Origin of the sequence: Paenibacillus sediminis (assembly GCF_017873765.1) — a bacterium.
Lineage (GTDB): Bacteria > Bacillota > Bacilli > Paenibacillales > Paenibacillaceae > Paenibacillus_AG > Paenibacillus_AG sediminis.
Genome location: NZ_JAGGKP010000001.1, coordinates 1,025,674 through 1,043,483, shown reverse-complemented (window position 1 = coordinate 1,043,483; position 17,810 = coordinate 1,025,674). Strand labels below are relative to the sequence as shown.

At 43.7% G+C, this 17,810-nt stretch carries 20 protein-coding genes and 1 riboswitch; all 20 genes read left to right on the top strand.

What is annotated here, in order from left to right; translation table 11 throughout:
* Positions 1-19: 19 nt before the first annotated feature.
* Positions 20-1,300: a substrate-binding domain-containing protein gene (locus J2Z20_RS05015; RefSeq protein WP_209845937.1), complete on the top strand. Its 1,281-nt coding sequence runs from the start codon at positions 20-22 to the stop codon at positions 1,298-1,300.
* 17 nt (positions 1,301-1,317) lie between these two features.
* On the top strand, positions 1,318-2,082 hold the full coding sequence (locus J2Z20_RS05010; RefSeq protein WP_209845935.1) for an ABC transporter ATP-binding protein: 765 nt from the start codon (positions 1,318-1,320) through the stop codon (positions 2,080-2,082).
* Complete coding sequence (locus tag J2Z20_RS05005; RefSeq protein ID WP_209845934.1) at positions 2,069-2,773, top strand: ABC transporter ATP-binding protein; 705 nt, start codon at positions 2,069-2,071, stop codon at positions 2,771-2,773. The genes J2Z20_RS05010 and J2Z20_RS05005 overlap by 14 nt, the downstream gene beginning before the upstream one ends.
* Positions 2,774-2,787: 14 nt before the next feature.
* Positions 2,788-3,654 carry a branched-chain amino acid ABC transporter permease gene (locus tag J2Z20_RS05000; RefSeq protein WP_209845933.1) on the top strand — a complete coding sequence of 289 codons (867 nt, stop codon included), beginning with the start codon at positions 2,788-2,790 and terminating at the stop codon, positions 3,652-3,654.
* 8 nt (positions 3,655-3,662) lie between these two features.
* Positions 3,663-4,661, top strand: a complete 999-nt coding sequence (locus J2Z20_RS04995; RefSeq protein ID WP_209845932.1) for a branched-chain amino acid ABC transporter permease — start codon at positions 3,663-3,665, stop codon at positions 4,659-4,661.
* On the top strand, positions 4,655-4,831 hold the full coding sequence (locus J2Z20_RS04990; protein ID WP_209845931.1) for a hypothetical protein: 177 nt from the start codon (positions 4,655-4,657) through the stop codon (positions 4,829-4,831). Before J2Z20_RS04995 ends, J2Z20_RS04990 begins: the two co-directional genes overlap by 7 nt.
* Positions 4,832-4,836: 5 nt before the next feature.
* Positions 4,837-5,871, top strand: a complete 1,035-nt coding sequence (locus tag J2Z20_RS04985) for a 3-oxoacyl-ACP synthase (RefSeq protein WP_209845930.1) — start codon at positions 4,837-4,839, stop codon at positions 5,869-5,871.
* 4 nt (positions 5,872-5,875) lie between these two features.
* On the top strand, positions 5,876-6,772 hold the full coding sequence (gene phaZ, locus J2Z20_RS04980) for an intracellular short-chain-length polyhydroxyalkanoate depolymerase (protein WP_209845929.1): 897 nt from the start codon (positions 5,876-5,878) through the stop codon (positions 6,770-6,772).
* A gap of 34 nt (positions 6,773-6,806) precedes the next feature.
* Positions 6,807-7,550, top strand: a complete 744-nt coding sequence (gene fabG / locus J2Z20_RS04975) for a 3-oxoacyl-ACP reductase FabG (RefSeq protein WP_209845928.1) — start codon at positions 6,807-6,809, stop codon at positions 7,548-7,550.
* Positions 7,551-7,740: 190 nt separating this feature from the next.
* Complete coding sequence (prpB, locus tag J2Z20_RS04970; RefSeq protein ID WP_209845926.1) at positions 7,741-8,661, top strand: methylisocitrate lyase; 921 nt, start codon at positions 7,741-7,743, stop codon at positions 8,659-8,661.
* Complete coding sequence (prpC, locus tag J2Z20_RS04965; RefSeq protein WP_209845924.1) at positions 8,634-9,755, top strand: bifunctional 2-methylcitrate synthase/citrate synthase; 1,122 nt, start codon at positions 8,634-8,636, stop codon at positions 9,753-9,755. The genes prpB and prpC overlap by 28 nt, the downstream gene beginning before the upstream one ends.
* A gap of 31 nt (positions 9,756-9,786) precedes the next feature.
* Entirely contained in the window at positions 9,787-11,229 is a 1,443-nt protein-coding gene (locus J2Z20_RS04960; RefSeq protein ID WP_209845922.1) for a bifunctional 2-methylcitrate dehydratase/aconitate hydratase, read from the top strand.
* Between the two features lie 30 nt (positions 11,230-11,259).
* Complete coding sequence (locus tag J2Z20_RS04955; protein ID WP_209845920.1) at positions 11,260-11,667, top strand: VOC family protein; 408 nt, start codon at positions 11,260-11,262, stop codon at positions 11,665-11,667.
* 151 nt (positions 11,668-11,818) lie between these two features.
* Complete coding sequence (locus J2Z20_RS04950) at positions 11,819-12,700, top strand: L,D-transpeptidase family protein (RefSeq protein ID WP_209845918.1); 882 nt, start codon at positions 11,819-11,821, stop codon at positions 12,698-12,700.
* A gap of 273 nt (positions 12,701-12,973) precedes the next feature.
* Positions 12,974-13,534, top strand: coding sequence for a signal peptidase I (gene lepB / locus J2Z20_RS04945; protein ID WP_209845916.1), 561 nt, complete (start codon positions 12,974-12,976; stop codon positions 13,532-13,534).
* A 78-nt stretch (positions 13,535-13,612) separates the two neighbouring features.
* Positions 13,613-14,806: a MalY/PatB family protein gene (locus tag J2Z20_RS04940; protein ID WP_209845914.1), complete on the top strand. Its 1,194-nt coding sequence runs from the start codon at positions 13,613-13,615 to the stop codon at positions 14,804-14,806.
* Between the two features lie 68 nt (positions 14,807-14,874).
* Entirely contained in the window at positions 14,875-15,171 is a 297-nt protein-coding gene (locus J2Z20_RS04935) for a DUF6509 family protein (protein WP_209845912.1), read from the top strand.
* Between the two features lie 77 nt (positions 15,172-15,248).
* Complete coding sequence (locus tag J2Z20_RS04930; RefSeq protein WP_209845910.1) at positions 15,249-15,464, top strand: hypothetical protein; 216 nt, start codon at positions 15,249-15,251, stop codon at positions 15,462-15,464.
* A gap of 351 nt (positions 15,465-15,815) precedes the next feature.
* Positions 15,816-15,955: riboswitch (cyclic di-AMP (ydaO/yuaA leader) on the top strand.
* Positions 15,956-15,960: 5 nt separating this feature from the next.
* On the top strand, positions 15,961-16,425 hold the full coding sequence (locus J2Z20_RS04925; protein WP_209845908.1) for a C40 family peptidase: 465 nt from the start codon (positions 15,961-15,963) through the stop codon (positions 16,423-16,425).
* Between the two features lie 231 nt (positions 16,426-16,656).
* A complete protein-coding gene (locus J2Z20_RS04920; protein ID WP_209845906.1) occupies positions 16,657-17,769 on the top strand; it encodes a Gfo/Idh/MocA family protein in 1,113 nt (370 codons plus the stop codon).
* The last annotated feature ends 41 nt before the right edge of the window (positions 17,770-17,810 follow it).

Genomic DNA, 17,810 nt, shown 5'->3' with positions numbered 1-17,810 from the left:
CGTTAAGGAGGATATATCAATGTCTTATAAAAAATGGATTCGCAGCGGAAGCGTGGCGCTTCTCTCTGCAGCATTTCTGTTTGTAACAGCTTGCGGAGGCGGTAACAGCTCAAATAACAATACAAGTACTGATACAACCAGCACAAGTACTGCGACAAACGCCACAAATGAAAGCGCTTCAACCGAGAAGGATCCGATCAAGATTGGCGTACTTGCTTCGATGACAGGAGCCCTTGAAAGTTATGGCAAACAAACAACTAGAGGCTTTGAACTAGGACTCGATTATGCAACACAAGGAACTAGAGAAGTCGATGGACGTCCAATTCAATTTATTGTCGAAGATACTGAGACGAAATCGGATGTTGCAGTGCAGAAAGCGACTAAGCTCTTGGAAAATGACAAGGTTGATTTCTTAGTCGGATCTTCTAGCTCAGCAGATACACTGGCCGTCTTGCCGCTGGCTGAGGAATATAAGAAGCCGATCATTGTTGAGCCGGCTGTTGCTGACAGCATAACAGGTGAGAGCTGGAACAAGTACGTATTCCGTACGGCGCGCAACTCCTCGCAGGATGCGGTGGCAGGTGCAGCATCCATTGCTAAGCAAGGCACGAAGATTGCAACCTTTGCTCCTGACAGTGCATTTGGACGCGACGGCATCAAAGCGTTCAAAGCGACTGCTGAGAAGCTGGGTGCAACGATTGTAGATGAAGAATATGCGGATGCAACAGCTACAGACTTCACAGCTAACATTCAAAAGATTATTCAAGCGAAGCCTGATTATTTATTCGTTGTATGGGCAGGCGCGAACTCACCTTGGAAACAAATACATGATATGAAGGTGCAGGATCAAGGCATCAAAATATCGACGGGTGCTCCTGATATTGCGGCACTGAAAACGATGAACGATCTTGTAGGCATGGAAGGCTTTACGGTGTATTACTACGAGCTGCCGCAGAACGATGTGAACAAATGGTTGGTTGAAGAGCATAAAAAACGGTTTAACGGTGAAGTTCCTGATTTGTTCACTCCTGGCGGCATGTCCGCAGCCATTGCTATTGTTGAAGCGATTAAGAAGACGAATGGAGATACGGATGCAGATAAGCTGATTGCAGCGATGGAAGGAATGACTTTCGATACACCGAAAGGTCAGATGAAGTTCCGTCCTGAAGATCATCAAGCTCTGCAAACGTTATATGCAATCAAGCTTGAGAAGAAGGATGGCTATGATTATCCGGTTCCTGTGCTCGTGCGTGAAATGTCGATGGATGAAACTGCGCCTCCTATAATGAACAAAAAATAATTCAATAAGGTGATCTCATGGAGTCTATCCTGAAAACCCGCGAATTGACAATTGATTTCGGCGGTCAAGCGGCCGTAAGCGGTGTAAGCCTAGAGGTGCCGAAGCACCAATTTCAATCCATTATTGGACCGAACGGTGCAGGCAAGACAACACTCTTCAATCTGCTAAGCGGACAATTGCAGCCGACCCATGGAACGATCCTATTCAAGGAGACAGATATTACACATCTGTCTCCTCCTCTTCGAACGAGGATGGGAATGGGGAGGTCGTTTCAAATTACGAACGTGTTCCCCAATTTAACAGTGCTTGAAAATGTGCGATTGGCCGTTCAATCCAGCGCTGGAGTCAGATTTAATTTTTTCTCAGCACTGTCAAGATTTAAACAGTTTGAAGAGGAAGCTGTTCATTATCTTAAGTCCGTTATGTTGGACGGAAAGAGAGATTCGCTAGCGAAACATTTAGCTCACGGTGAGAAACGTAAATTAGAAATCGCTATGTTGCTTGCTCTGAAGCCGGAGCTGCTGCTCCTTGACGAGCCGACAGCTGGGATATCCATTGAAGAGGTTCCTGCGATTCTTGACGTACTGCGTGGCATTAAAGAACAGGGGGATAAGACCATCCTTCTGATTGAACACAAGATGGACATGGTGCTTGACCTTTCAGACAGTGTCACCGTCCTCTTCAACGGAAAGCTGCTGGCAAGCGGTTCGCCTCAGGACATTATGAACAATGAACTCGTTCAGTCAGCATATTTGGGAGGGCTATACGATGACGCTTCTTAAGGTAGAGGAAATAGAAACGTATATCGAGCAGTATCACATTTTGCAAGGCATTTCATTTGAGGTGCTAAAAGGGGAAATCACTGTTCTATTCGGACGCAACGGAGCAGGTAAGACAACAACGCTGCGCTCGGTTATGGGGCTAAGTCCGATTTCTAAAGGACAAATCACTTTTCGAGGGGAAAACATCGGTTCTTTGCCTACATATGAAATTGCACGTAGGGGCATTGGATACGTACCTGAGGATCAGGGAATTTTCAAAGATCTGACCGTCGAGGAGAATATGCGTATTTCCATCTTGAAGCGAGATGAGTCTGCCTTGGAGAAGCTGGAATGGATATTAAATTTATTTCCTGATTTGAAGACGCTGTGGCATCGGAAGAGCGGTTTATTAAGCGGCGGTCAAAAGCAAATGCTGGCACTTGCTAGAGCATATGTAGGTGACAATGAACTGTTACTCGTGGATGAACCAAGTAAAGGACTCGCTCCAATCATGGTTGAGAAAGTGATGCAAGCCATCGAGCAAATGAAGGAAAAAACGACCGTCGTATTGGTTGAGCAAAATTTTTTCATGGCAAGTACAATTGGAGATCGATTTTATATTGTGGATGAAGGAAGGATTGTACATCATGGCTTGATGCAGGAGCTTAAAGAAGACGAAGACGCCCGTAAAAAATATTTGGGGATTGCGTAAAGGCGGTTGGAAGGATGAACTTAGATGTCATCGTCAATTTATTAGTGAATGGACTGGCCACAGGAATGCTGATCTTTTTGTTGGCATCCGGTCTTTCGTTGATTTTTGGCCTTATGGATGTACTCAATTTCAGTCATGGCGGATTATTCGCATGGGGCGCATATATGGGTGTATGGGTCTATGTAAGTACAGGCAGCTTCTTGCTGGCTGTCGTTGGAGCCGTACTTGGAGGAGTTGCAATAGGCTTTATTTTAGAGCGTTGGATCATTCGCCCGATTTATGGCAATCACTTGCAGCAAATTTTGGTGACGCTTGGAGTGATGCTCGTACTCTCTGAGCTGCTAAAGGTCTTTTGGGGACCAAATCCATTAAACGCTGCAGTACCTCCTTACTTAGATGGAAGTTGGCAACTGGGAGGGATCATTCTAATTAAATATCGGTTGTTTATTATTATTGTCGGCATTTTATTGCTCGTAGGAATACAATTGCTGCTAACCCGAACGAAGCTTGGGCTTGTCGTGCGTGCAGGCGTACTGAATAAGGAGATGGTGCAGGCGCTCGGTTATAACATCAAGAGAATTTTCTCGATTGTCTTTATGCTGGGTGCTGGCATGGCAGCATTAGGCGGTGTGCTTTTAGCACCGTACTCAGGTGTTATCTTCTCTGAAATGGGAATGCAGTTTGCGATATTGGCGTTTATCGTGGTCGTCATTGGCGGTATGGGTTCAGTGCAGGGTTCTGCAGTTGCTTCTGTACTCGTTGGATTGTCTGGAGCGTTCATGGCGTACTACGTACCTGATTTATCTTTGGCGGTCAACATGCTGCTCATGGTACTCGTACTTCTAATCAAACCTTCGGGACTATATGGATTGAAGAGGTGAAGGCGTCAATGCGAATGATATCGCGGTACACAATAGGCCTTCTGCCTATTGTGATCATCATGCTGCTCGCTGCGTATCCGTTTATGAATGATTCACGCAGTACATTGATCTTACTGTCTAAAATATTTATTTTCGCCGTATTTGCGATGAGTTACGATCTATTGCTTGGTTATACAGGAATTGTATCATTTGGTCACGCCATGTTTTTTGGAATTGGAGCCTATGCGATCGGTATTGTCATGTACAAAATTGGTGATTCGATGGGGATGCTGCTGCTAGCTCTGCTCATTGGTGTAGTGTTGGCAGCCATAGTTAGTTATATAGTAGGAATATTGACACTTCGATTACAGAGTCATTTTTATGCAATGTTGACACTCGCTTTTGCAGGACTATTTACGGTACTTGCTGAGAAATGGCGCTCCATCACGAAAGGGAATGATGGATTCCCGTTTCCCATTCCAGATTTTTTCCGAGACCGAACAACGTTCTATTACTTTGCGCTCGTCTTTATGATTCTATTTTTCTTGCTTCTTAGAAGGTTTACGAAGTCTCCGCTAGGCAGAGTATTGCAGGCGATTCGTGAGAACGAACAACGAACTGCATCACTGGGTTATCAGGTCGTCCATTACAAAGTGATCGTCAGCGTAGTTGCAGGAGTCGTCGCAGCTTTATGTGGTGGAATGTACGGTATGACACTGCGGTTTGTGAACACTTCTGTGTTCTCTATGAATACGACACTGGACGCACTGCTAATGACAATTATTGGCGGGATTGGCACACTGTACGGCGGAGTGATTGGTGCTGCACTTATTGAGCTGGCACACGAATTGTTAACGAGTCTGGCTAAAGTGCATCCGATTTTTGAAAGATGGATTATTTTCTTCGGTTTATTATACATTCTCGTCGTAATGGTGTTCCCGCTAGGCATTGCAGGGACGTTCAAGCTATGGTTGAAGCGAAAGAAAACATCTATTCCGTTAGGGAAGCGAGATGATGTTCCATGGTAGAGCCGCAGACGGTCTCCTCTTTTGTACTGAGGTTCAGTGCAGTGGAAAGTGGTGCATTTGAGCAGCAGTGGCGCATTCGGGTTACACATGTTCAGGGCGAGGATGAAATCGTAGTCCATACGCTTCCTGATGCGATGAAGTTTATTGAACATATTTTGCAAAGAAGGTAGAGCGTATGTCTATTCTACAAGCATCTAGTTTACAGGAATCTATCGGTATATTAAGTACGGGAATCTATTTGCCAGACATGCATATGAGTAGTAGTGATATTAGTAAAGTGTCTGGTATTCCCCAAGACGTTATTGAACACAAAATGGGAATTACCCGTAAGCCTGTACCCGGACCAGATGATCATACGTGCGAGATGGGCATCCGTGCAGCCAGAGAGGCTCTTCGGAAGGCAAACTTTGACCCGCTGGATATCGATCTCGTTATTTATATAGGCGAGGAACACAAGGAATACCCCGTATGGACGGCGGCACTTAAGCTCCAAGAAGAGATCGGTGCCAAGAACGCATGGGGGTTCGATGTTGCTCTTCGCTGTGGGACGACGATCATGGCGCTCAAGGTTGCGAAAAGCATGATGCTTTCTGATCCGCAGATTCGAACGGTGCTGCTTGCAGGCGGCTACCGCAACGTAGATTTGATCGATTACGACAATCCGCGTACTCGGTTTATGTTCAATCTCGCGGCAGGCGGCGGAGCAATCTTGCTCCAAAAAGGGTATAGAGAGAATCAATTGCTAGAGAGTCATCTCATTACAGACGGTTCCTTCTCTGAGGATGTGGTAGTGCGCGCCGGCGGCACCAAGAGACCGATGACATCAGAGGCTCTGGAGCAGCGATTGAACTTCCTGGATGTGCCTAACCCTGAAGGGATGAAGCAGCGTCTTGAAACGAAATCGATGGATAACTTTCTTCGATCGATTCGGGAATGCGTCGCAAAGAGCGGGTATTCGGAGAAAGATATTGGATATTTAGGCATTCTTCACATGAAGAAATCAGCGCATGATTATGTACTTCGTGAGCTTGGCCTTAAGCAGGAGCAATCTATCTACTTACATGAATACGGTCACATTGGTCAAATCGATCAAATATTAAGTCTAGAGCTCGGTATTCAGCAAGGAAAAATTAAAGGCGGCGATTTAGTTGTCCTTGTCAGTGCCGGTATCGGCTATGCATGGGGCGCTACCGCTTTGAAATGGGGATGAGAAAATGGTGGACATCGCATTGAAATCAATTGAACTTCCAAACGGGGAAACAATGGGCTACAGGGAAAGAGCAGGCGGCGATGAGATTGTATTACTTGTACACGGCAATATGAATTCGTCAAAGCATTGGGATGTTGTCATTGAAAATCTCGACTCTGCATTTAAAGTATTTGCAGTAGATTTGAGGGGATTTGGCATTTCTACCTATCATCGTCCTATTGAAGATTTAACAGACTACAGCCGCGATTTGAAAATGTTCACGGAAGCGCTCGGTCTGAGCTCGTTCCATTTGGTTGGATGGTCGACTGGCGGCGGGGTAGTGATGCAGTACGCCGCGGACTATCCAGAGCAGGTGAAGAAGCTCATATTGTTGGCATCGATGTCTACACGAGGCTATCCATTCTATTACGATAACGAGCAAGGACTGCCTGACCTGGGCCTGAGAATTACGACAAGAGAAGGGATCGAACAGCTTGCTAGAACACAAATGGTTTCTGCTGCTGCAGTTAATAGAGATAAAGCGTTCATGAAGTCGTTGTTTGACTTTGCTGTTTATAACGGAAATAAGCCTGACCCTGAACGATACGAGGAATACTTAGATGATATTTTGACTCAGCGGAATTTAGCTGATATCTATCATGGATTGAATATATTTAACATTAGTTCCATCGATAATGAGGCGGCGAAAGGGACACGAGCGGCAGACCGAATCCAAGCTTCAGCGCTTGTAATTCGGGGAAATAACGATTTGGTAATTACAGAGCAGATGTTCCAAGAAATTTTAGAAGATTTGGGTGAACGCGCTCGGCCAGTACTTATGGACAATTGCGGTCATTCACCGCTGATTGATAATTTGCCGCTGTTGCTGCAGCATATGACTGACTTTTTGAAAGAACAATAATCATTTCAATTTACAGCTATGAGGAGGAACGGGTATGAGACTGGAAGGCAAGGTTGCCATCATTACGGGAGGCGGCAACGGAATTGGACGGGAAACAGCTGCTTTATTCGTCAGGGAAGGCACCAAGGTGTGTGTTGCTGACTATGATGAAACGGCTGGTCAAAGGGTGGTAGACGAACTGCTAGCTATTGCTGATGAGTGTGCGATGTTCGTTAAGGTTGATGTGTCGAGCGCGGAAAGCGTAGAGCATATGGCCAGGGCTGTCATTGAATCATGGGGGACACCGGATATACTCATCAACAATGCGGGAATTACTCAGGACAGCATGCTGACCAAAATGTCTATTGAGCAGTGGCAGAGGGTCATTGATGTGAATTTGAACGGGGTTTTTTACTGCACTCGATTTATTGCTCCTTATATGGTCGAGCGAGGAAAAGGGAAGATCATTAACACATCCTCTATCGTTGGCATGCATGGGAACATTGGTCAGACGAATTATGCAGCCACGAAAGCGGGTGTCATCGGCATGACAAAGACATGGGCGAAAGAGCTCGGTCATAAAGGAATTCGTGTGAATGCAGTCGCTCCAGGATATGTAGAGACGGGCATGGTCGCGAATGTACCGGATAAGGTGCTGCAGCTCATGCTGGATAAAGTTCCGCTGCATCGTTTAGGCAGACCGTCTGATATCGCTCACGCCTATTTATATTTAGCGTCAGATGAATCCGATTACGTGAATGGTACCGTGCTCGAAGTTAATGGAGGGCTGGTCATATAATGACTGATAAGAAAATATTGATGATAAATTACTGAAGAGAACCCCCTGCAACCAGATGCACATTTAAGCAGAGGGTTTTTCAGTTTTCATTTGAATTGAACAGATCGGAATATGTCCTACTCGTAAGTCATATCGTGTTTTAGCAGGAGTAATCGTTTGAATCATTATATTCTATCAAAGGAGTGTTACCATGAGTAGTTATCGTTCTCCTGGCACTGCATTTCGTTTAGCTGTTGCAGAGGAAAAGCCGCTTCAGGTTGTAGGAACTATTAATGCATACACAGCCATTATGGCGGAAAGTGTGGGCTACAGGGCTATTTATTTGTCGGGTGCAGGCGTTGCAAATGCTTCCTATGGTTTGCCGGACCTTGGAATTACGACCTTAAACGACGTTCTGGAGGATGTAAGGAGGATTGCGAACGCTTCAACGCTGCCACTGCTTGTGGACGTAGATACGGGGTTCGGCAGTGCTTTTAATATCGCTCGCACCATTCAGCAAATGGAGAAAGCCGGAGCAGCAGGGGTACACATTGAAGATCAAGTGATGGCTAAACGGTGCGGACACAGGCCGAATAAAGCAATTGTAAGTACCGATGAAATGACGGATCGCATTAAATCAGCTGTGGACGCAAGAATCGATTCCAATTTTGTCATTATGGCACGAACGGATGCGGTAGCTTCCGAGGGGATGGAGTCCTCTATAGAAAGGGCCTTTGCCTACGTAGAGGCTGGGGCGGATATGATTTTTGCAGAGGCTATTCATGAGCTGGATCAGTATAAGCAGTTTGCAGATGCTGTTAAAGTTCCAGTCCTTGCGAACATTACGGAATTTGGCCAAACCCCGCTGTTCACTATCGACGAATTAAGAGAAGCAGGAGTTAGTCTAGTGCTGTACCCTCTCTCAGCATTCCGCGCCATGAACGCCGCAGCTCTCAAAGTCTATCACGCTCTTCGTGCAGAAGGAACGCAACAAAATGTCATCGATCTTATGCAGACTCGGATGGAATTATATGATTTCTTGCATTATCACGATTATGAGAAAAAGCTGGATCAACTGTTTGCAAAAGAACAGGAGGAAGATCAATGGCTATACAAAAAACCGGAGGCTTAGCAGGTATAGTCGCAGGGCAGACCGCCATTGCGACTGTCGGTAAAGAAGGCAAAGGTTTAAATTATCGCGGATTTTCGATTGCGGATTTAGCGCAGTATGCGAGCTTCGAGGAAACGGCTTATTTACTCATTTACGGAAAACTGCCTAATTCGAAAGAGTTGGAAGATTACAAGGAAAAATTACAGAAGCTGCGTCATTTACCTGAGCCGCTTAGAGCCATTTTGGAGCAGCTTCCTTCGAATTCACATCCCATGGATGTGCTGCGTACAGGTTGCTCTGTGCTTGGCACGATGGAATCGGAGGGTCAGGAGCGTACACAGCAGGACATCGCCGATCGATTAATTGCATCCTTTGGTTCGATGCTGCTCTACTGGTATCACTTTCATAACACAGGAACACGAATTACTACTGAGACAGATGATGCGAGCGTTGCAGGTCATTTCCTCCATTTACTTCACGGGTATAAGCCAAGCGGGCTGCATGAGAGGGCAATGGATGTCTCTTTGATTTTATACGCTGAGCACGAATTTAACGCATCTACGTTCGCTTCACGCATTACCGCCTCCACTTTGTCTGATTTCTATTCCGCAATTACTGCTGGTATTGGCACGTTGCGCGGCCCACTGCACGGAGGGGCTAATGAAGCGGCAATGGAGCTGATCGAGCAATTCGATACGCCAGAAGAAGCCGAAGCGGGAATTCGAAATATGCTTATAGAGAAGAAGTTGATTATGGGATTCGGACATCGAGTCTATTCTGTATCCGACCCAAGGTCAGACATCATAAAGAATTGGTCAAGAGAGCTTTCCAAAGATGCTGGACAAATGAAACTGTACAATATATCGGAGAGCATTGAAACCATCATGTGGCAAGAGAAAAAGCTGTTTCCGAATCTCGATTTCTATAGCGCTTCTGCATATCATTTAATGGGCATTCCGACGCTCATGTTCACCCCGATCTTCGTCATTTCTCGTACTAGCGGCTGGGCAGCTCATATTATTGAGCAGCGGGCAAGCAACAAATTGATTCGTCCAAGCGCCGAATATATTGGTCCTGAACCAACCATCTGGATACCGTTGTCGCAAAGGATCTGACTATCCATTACTTTGAACAGGGGGAAAAATAATGTCTTCACATATCAGTAACGTTCGTCCAGAACCCGATAAAGTGCTCGTTGATATTGCTGACTATGTCCTGCAATTTGAGATCGAGAGCGAGGAAGCCTATCAAACCGCCAAGTACTGTTTAATGGATACTTTAGGTTGTGGATTTCTAGCATTGCGATATCCAGAGTGCACCAAGCTGTTAGGACCTATTGTTCCTGGAACGGTTGTGCCTAACGGTGCGAAAGTACCGGGAACGTCTTATCAACTTGATCCTGTTACGGCTGCATTTAACATCGGCAGTATGATTCGCTGGCTTGATTATAATGACACATGGTTGGCGGCGGAATGGGGTCATCCATCGGATAATTTAGGCGGCATTCTGGCTGTCGCTGATTATATATGCAGAGTTCGCGTGTCCGAAGGAAAAGCTCCACTCACAGTAAGAGATGTTCTTACAGCGATGATTCAAGCACATGAAATTCAAGGGATTATCGCACTAGAGAATAGCTTCAACCGTGTTGGTCTAGATCATGTCGTATTGGTGAAGGTAGCTTCGACTGCAGTCGTAACGAAACTGCTCGGAGGCAGCAGGGATGAGATCATTAACGCTATATCCAATGCTTGGATTGACGGTCAAGCTCTGCGAACTTACCGGCATGCCCCTAATACTGGCTCGCGTAAATCGTGGGCGGCGGGGGATGCGACGAGCCGTGCGGTTAGACTTGCGCTCATGGCGTTGAAAGGCGAGATGGGGTATCCATCGGCGCTGACAGCAAAGACATGGGGATTTTACGGTGTACTTTTCAAAGGAAATGAGTTCAGATTAGGTAGACCATACGGCTCCTACGTCATGGAAAATGTATTGTTTAAAATCGCTTATCCTGCAGAATTCCATGGCCAAACGGCTGTTGAATGCGCATTGAAGCTATATTCTCAGGTCAAAGACAGGCTTGATGAAATCGAGAAAATCGTCATTACGACACATGAATCAGCCATTCGCATTATTGATAAGAAAGGGCCACTCAATAATCCAGCAGACCGTGACCACTGCATTCAGTACATGGTTGCTATTGGTCTTCTCCATGGTGACTTGAACGCGGATCATTATGAAGATGCTGCGGCAAGAGATCCGCGTATCGATCAGTTAAGAGACAAAATGGAGACGGTAGAAGACGTTAGGTATTCACAAGACTATCTTGACCCAAGTAAACGGTCTATCGCAAACGCGATTCAAGTGTTTTTCACTGACGGCAGCTCAACGGAAAAAGTTGAAACGGAATATCCGATCGGGCATCGCCGAAGACGAGCAGAAGGAATTCCGCTCCTTGAAGCTAAGTTTCAGCAGAACTTAGAGACACGGTTTCCTTCTAAGCAGGTCACGGGTATATTGGAACTCTTTCAAGATGAGCAGAAGCTGGAGAAGACTCCAGTACACCAATTTGTAGATATGATGACCATTTAAATGGTCGTTGGATCAAAAGGAGGGATAGCAGTGATTAGAGGGATAGGACATGTCGCTTTTGATGTGTCGGATATGGATAAATCACTTCACTTTTATTGTGATGTATTAGGATTTACAAAAGCTTTTGAAATTGAGAACGATGAAGGTCAGCCATGGATAGTCTATATCAGAGTAGCTGGTTTGCAGTTTATTGAGCTGTTTTACGGAGGACAACATAAACCAGATTTACCTCCGCATTCTATTGGATTTTCACATTTGTGTCTTGAAGTTGAGGATATAAAGCAACTTGCCGAACATATGCATAAGCATGGAATCCCTCTTGATTCTGGACCTTCTCGGGGTAAAGATGACAATTGGCAATGCTGGGTTAAAGATCCGGATGGCAATCGGATTGAGTTCATGCAGCTCTCCCCGAATTCTCCTCAAATGAAGTCCTAATAATAAACATTTAATAAGGATAGACCAAGGATTGCTGAATCCGTTCAGCGGTCTTTTTTTCTATATTTAGTCCATGTATCAAGACAGACGGTTCCTTAATATATTGATTATCAGTGCACCATGAGAGGAGGTTTGTGAACTGGTTCATCATATGAAGCGAAGCGTCTTACTCACACTGGCTTTTCTTTTAATGTGGGTCATTCCCTTTGGAGAAAGAGCGAATGCGGAGGAAACCAATAATGATTTGATTATTGTGAACAAAAAAACGAATAAACTAGCTTTCTTTCAAGACGGTGAGCTGGTAAAGGAGTTTCCTGTAGCTACTGGAAAAACGAAAAGCTTGACCCCAGAAGGAAAATTCAAAATTGTAACCAAAATTAAAAACAGACCTTACTACAAAGAAAAGATACCCGGAGGAGACCCTCGCAATCCGCTTGGAGATCGTTGGTTAGGTCTAGAAGTCAATGGTACAGAAGGAACAACTTATGGGATCCATGGTAATAATAATGAGAAATCAATCGGAAAATATGTGAGTGCCGGCTGCATACGGATGCATAACGACGATATTCATTGGCTCTTTCCGAAAGTGAAAATGAACACCACCGTCATCATAACTTCATCAAGCTTATCGTTTAATGAGATCGCACAAAAAAATGGATATCAAATAGGAACACAGGTTATTGACGGGGAGATCGTGATCGACGGCAAGGTTACGAAATTAAGTAATCCGCTTATTCGTGTAAATAACCGCATCTTTGTTCCTCTTAGAGAGATCGTAGTTTTGCTTGGAGAAGAAGTTCATTGGAACAATGAAACCCAGTTGATCACTATATTAACCGAAGATCGAACAATAACTCATAAGCCGCTTTCGAATGTACTCATGGTTGATGGAACAGCCGCCCAAATTACGAGTTCTCGACTTTTAGGGCAAACCGTCATGTTCCCATTGGCTAATTTAGCAGTATTAACGGGTTATGAAGCAAAATGGGATAGCAAGACGAATCAGATCATTATTTCGACTAGTGAAAGATAAGAGTGTAAAAGCCGCATATCGCGGCTTTTTTATTGATCGATAGTACTTCAATATACATTACATACAAAGGAAATAATAGGTGATTTCACGAATAAATATATTAAGGAATTAAAGAATCCGATTTATCTAATGTTGAGAGAAATTAATTAGTAAATACAGTGAACAGTGACTTGATACAATGGGGAGGTTGCTGAGACCCACTGAGGATAATTAGTAGATTAGGAAAATTTGTGCTAGAATTTGCTTATCAAAAGGAAAGAGGTTACGTGCAGTATGAAAGTATTAAAAGAGATAGGAACTTGGCTTAGCTCTATTGGAATTGGCTTTATACTCACTTTATTCGTCGGAATATTTGTTTTCCAACCTTACAAGGTTGATGGCCATTCCATGGATCCGACCTTACATGATAAGGAGAGAATCTATGTATCGAAATTATCACATACCTTTTCGAAAGAGCCTGATTATGGTGATATTGTCGTGATCGATAGTCGTATCGACCGAAAACGTTCTTTTAAGGACAGTGTTATTGAGCACCCGTTAATTCAATTTATAATGGGGAAGAACACTAAAGAGGACCATACTTTTTACGTCAAAAGAGTGATTGGGAAACCAGGGGATGTCTTGGAATTTAAGGATCATAAAGTATACCGAAATGGAGTAGCGCTGCAAGAGCCTTATCTTAAAGAAACGATGAATTTTGTTTCGAATCAAAAATGGATTGTTCCCAAAGACCACATATTTGTCATGGGAGATAACCGAAATAATAGCAACGACAGCAGAAACATCGGTTATATTCCTCTCGATCATGTTATGGGTATTAAGAAGTTTCCTTAACTTGATAAATACTCGGAAGCTAGGGGAGACCCCTGGCTTCTTTATATGGAAACTTTAATATTGGGGAGGAGAATCATTATGCAATATGATTTTAACGAGGTTATTGATCGAAGTGGAACGAGCTCTGTGAAATGGGATCCGGCATATTTAAAAAGACATATAGATTTTGATGCTGAGGGAGGACTCCCGCTTTGGGTTGCTGATATGGACTTCAGATGTGCTGCTCCGATTATTAACGCATTGAAAGAAAGAGTAGAGCACGGAATCTATGGTTATAGCTTTCCAAACGATCATTACTATGATGCATTGAAATGGTGGATGAAGAAAAGACACGGATGGGAGATCCAGTCAGAATGGGTTACTTTGATGCCGGGTGTCGTTCCAGCACTGAACTTTATCATAAGAGCTTTCACCAAAGAAGGGGATAAAGTCATTATTCAGCAGCCTGTGTACCATCCATTCACCAATACAGTCGTACAAAATAATCGAATTGTAGCAAATAACGCATTGAAAAATGAAAATGGGATTTATGAAATGGACTTCGAGGACTTGGAACAAAAAGCGAAGGACCCAGACACAAAGCTGCTTATCTTATGTAATCCGCATAATCCGGTAGGGAAGGTATGGAGTGCAGAAGAGCTTCAAAGATTGGGGCAAATATGTAACGATAACGACGTGATTGTTGTTTCAGACGAGATTCATAGCGATCTTGTGTTACCGGGAAATCAGCATACGACTTACGCGTTACTAGGGGAATCCTTTGCAAATCATTCGATTATTTGTACGGCACCAAGCAAAACATTTAATTTAGCTGGTTTGCAGGCATCTAACATTATTATTCCAAACCCTGAAATAAAAGCGAAGCTTGATGAAGAATTGAAGAAATCATCGATACATGGCGTGAATTTGTTTGGGCTGACGGCTACTATAGCAGCATACTCCCCGGAAGGAGAAGAATGGTTGGAACAGCTTCTGACTTATTTGGATGCAAATGCCGATTTTATCAACAAATTTGTTAAGAAGCATATGCCAAAGGTGAAATATCACAAACCACAAGCGACATATATGGCATGGCTTGATTTCCGAGAAGTAGAAGAGAGCTTTGATAAACTCGAAAGAAGTGTGAAAGAGGAAGCTAAAGTGCTTCTTAATGGAGGCACTATGTTTGGGAGGAGTGGAGAAGGATTTATGAGACTTAATTTCGCATGTCCACAGTCCATATTAGAAGAAGCTTTAGAACGAATAGCAAATACGATTTATTTCCAAAAATAATGTTAGTTGACCATTTGAGGTATAATGGACAGATGGACCCAGTGACTACTTAGAAAAGGATGAAATGGATGTTAACGATCAAGTCTTATAGTGTTGAACTAATCAAAGATCCCTTTGGAATTATTTCTGGTAAACGTTATGAATTCATTCTCGATATTGAAGTCGATGAGGATGATGAATTATTTTCCGAAAATGGATTATATCTAAGAGTTATATATGGCGATGAAGAAACGCGGACAGGTATTGTGAAATACGAAATTCACGAAAGAACAACCGATAAATTCGTTGAGTTTGATCTTGAAGAAGATGAGATCGAAGCAGTAGAAGCTTTTTGCAGAGAACATCTTTCGGATGCGGCCGAGTAAGCAAATGAATAAAAAATCCTAATCAAAAGATTAGGATTTTTTATTTTGAGCAGACTGGCTTTAGAGGTTATCACCGGATGATTTCGAACGTTTCCCATCCGCTGGCAGTAGTTCGGTTTGCAATGAGTGGGCTGTTCCCGGTATCATCTGCACATACGTATAGATTATTTGCCATCGACTTCAGTGTCCTCTTCCCGTCAGCAGTCGTTCCTAGCTCAAACGTCTCCCAAGTGCCTATGGTGGTTCGATTGGCGATTAGCGGGCTTGCGCCAGCGTTATCTGCCGATACATAACGAGCGCGGATACAATAAAAAGCGTATATGATAAGGATTTGAATTAACCATTAGGAGTTGTGCTAAAGCACGTCTCCTTTCTTTTTTATACTCTTCATCGTTAACAATTTTTTCATATTTTATATGTCCAATATTTCTTATATCAACCTGATTCCACGATTAATTGATCTGATATTCATTATTGAACCTAGTAAAACACAAGATTTTCTAGGGAATTTTGCGAAGCGAAAGTTGAATTTTATCGAATAGGCTGTTAAAATTGTAATCAGTTACATAGTAACAAATTTGTAATCTTTGCTGTAACGAAGTTTCAAAATCTTTTGTTTCAAAGTCGTTTGTTTTAGGTGCAACACACAATAATAGCCGAATTCTTCGCACCGAGAAGCGGGGGACCCGACCTCAATGGGTGAATTGATCTTGCAACGGAGGGATCATAGGGAACCTTCAACCGAATCCTTAAGCTAACCTCGCAGGCACAGGAAGGAGTTTGTCTAATTTGAAGAAGAAAATAGCTGCAGCAGCATTAGGTTTAGTCATGATGCTCTCAACAGGAGCGGGCAGTGCATTTGCCGATTCTAAACTAGACAACATTGTTAACAATGTAATTGGAACGCCATATGTATGGGGAGGAGCATCCAAAAGCGGTTTCGACTGCTCTGGATTCACCAAATTTGTTTACAGCAAGTTTGGAGTAAACTTGCCTCACCAGGCCGCTTCTCAATTTCATATGGGACAGGCAGTATCTAAATCTCAGCTTCGCAAGGGAGATTTAGTATTCTTCAACACTTTAGGTTTTGGCATCTCTCATGTCGGTATTTATGTGGGTAATGGTAAATTTGCACAGGCATCCTCCTCTAAAGGAGTTACGATAACGCCACTTAGCAATACTTATTTTGCTCCTAAATATATTGGTGCCAAGAGAGTGCTAACTACAGAAGCCTATAAGAAACTCGTACTGTAATCGATTTTTACAATGACACATGAAAAGACAAGCACAACTTGAATGAACAAGCTGTGCTTGTCTTTTTTTTGTCGATCAAGTCCAATTTCATCATAATATGATTTACATATAAAGGAAAGTGTTGTTTGATTCACGAATTCTATGATCAAAAGATACATATTCATAGTATGGTTGATGAAATGATTGCGAAGCTGTGTCTCTAATTATAATCAGGAAGAAGGGTTGATTCTTGTGCGTAAAGTGAAGGTTGGTGTTATCGGAACCGGAGTGATTAGCAGCGTTTATTTAAAAAATTTAACCAGCATTTTTGGGAACATCGTTGAGGTTAGGGCCGTCGCAGATCTCGTGCCAGAGCTTGCTCGCAAGAGAGCAGAAGAGTTTCAAATTCCAGGTGTGTACACCCCTGACGAACTTCTCGCAGATCCTGAAATTGAAATCGTTCTGAATCTTACATCTCCAGCCGCACACGCCTCGGTAAATTTGAAGGCTCTGCATGCCGGGAAGCATGTATATACGGAAAAGCCATTTGCATTAAACCGTCAAGATGCGGATGAAGTGCTTGCCTTAGCTGAGTCCAAAGAACTTCTTGTGGGATGTGCACCGGACACATTTCTCGGAGCAGGCATTCAGACCTGTATCAAACTGATTGACGATGGATGGATTGGTACTCCTTACGCTGCAAGCGCCACGATTATAATGGGAAGTTCTTCAAGCGGCATGCATCCAAATTTCCGAAATTTCTTGAAGCTTGGCGGAGATCCAATGCTCGATATGGGTCCATATTATGTAACGGCTCTAATCGCATTGCTCGGCCCCGTGAGACGAGTAAGCGGTTCAGCTAGCCAGCTGAATCAAGAGATTGTCATTAACAATCCCCAATCACCTGCATTTGGTCAATCGGTTCCTGTAGAAGCTCCGACGAACGTAACGGCAGTCCTCGATTTTCAAAGTGGAGCGGTTGCAAGTTTCCAAGCTGCCAAAGAATCATTTGGTTATTTTCCGCGGATGGAGATTTATGGGACAGAAGGCAATTTCTTCGTTCCAGATCCCAATTTATTCGGCGGTACAATATCAATCCAGTTCCCAAATGGACAGGTCAAAGAAATTCCACATACCCATCCCTTTTCTGAAGAAGGGCGTGGAATGGGTATCGCAGATATGGCCTATGCCATTCAATCAGGCAGACCTCATCGGGCGAGCGGAAGATTGGCACGGCATGTACTCGACATTTCACTTGGCATCTTCGAAGCTTCAAAGACTGAACAGCACGTAAAACTAGACTCGACAGTCGAACGTCCGACGCCGCTTCCTCTAGGACTGAAATACAATACGCTGGATCTGTAGCTGAATCATAAGAATGACCATCACGAAAATTAGAAAGGATG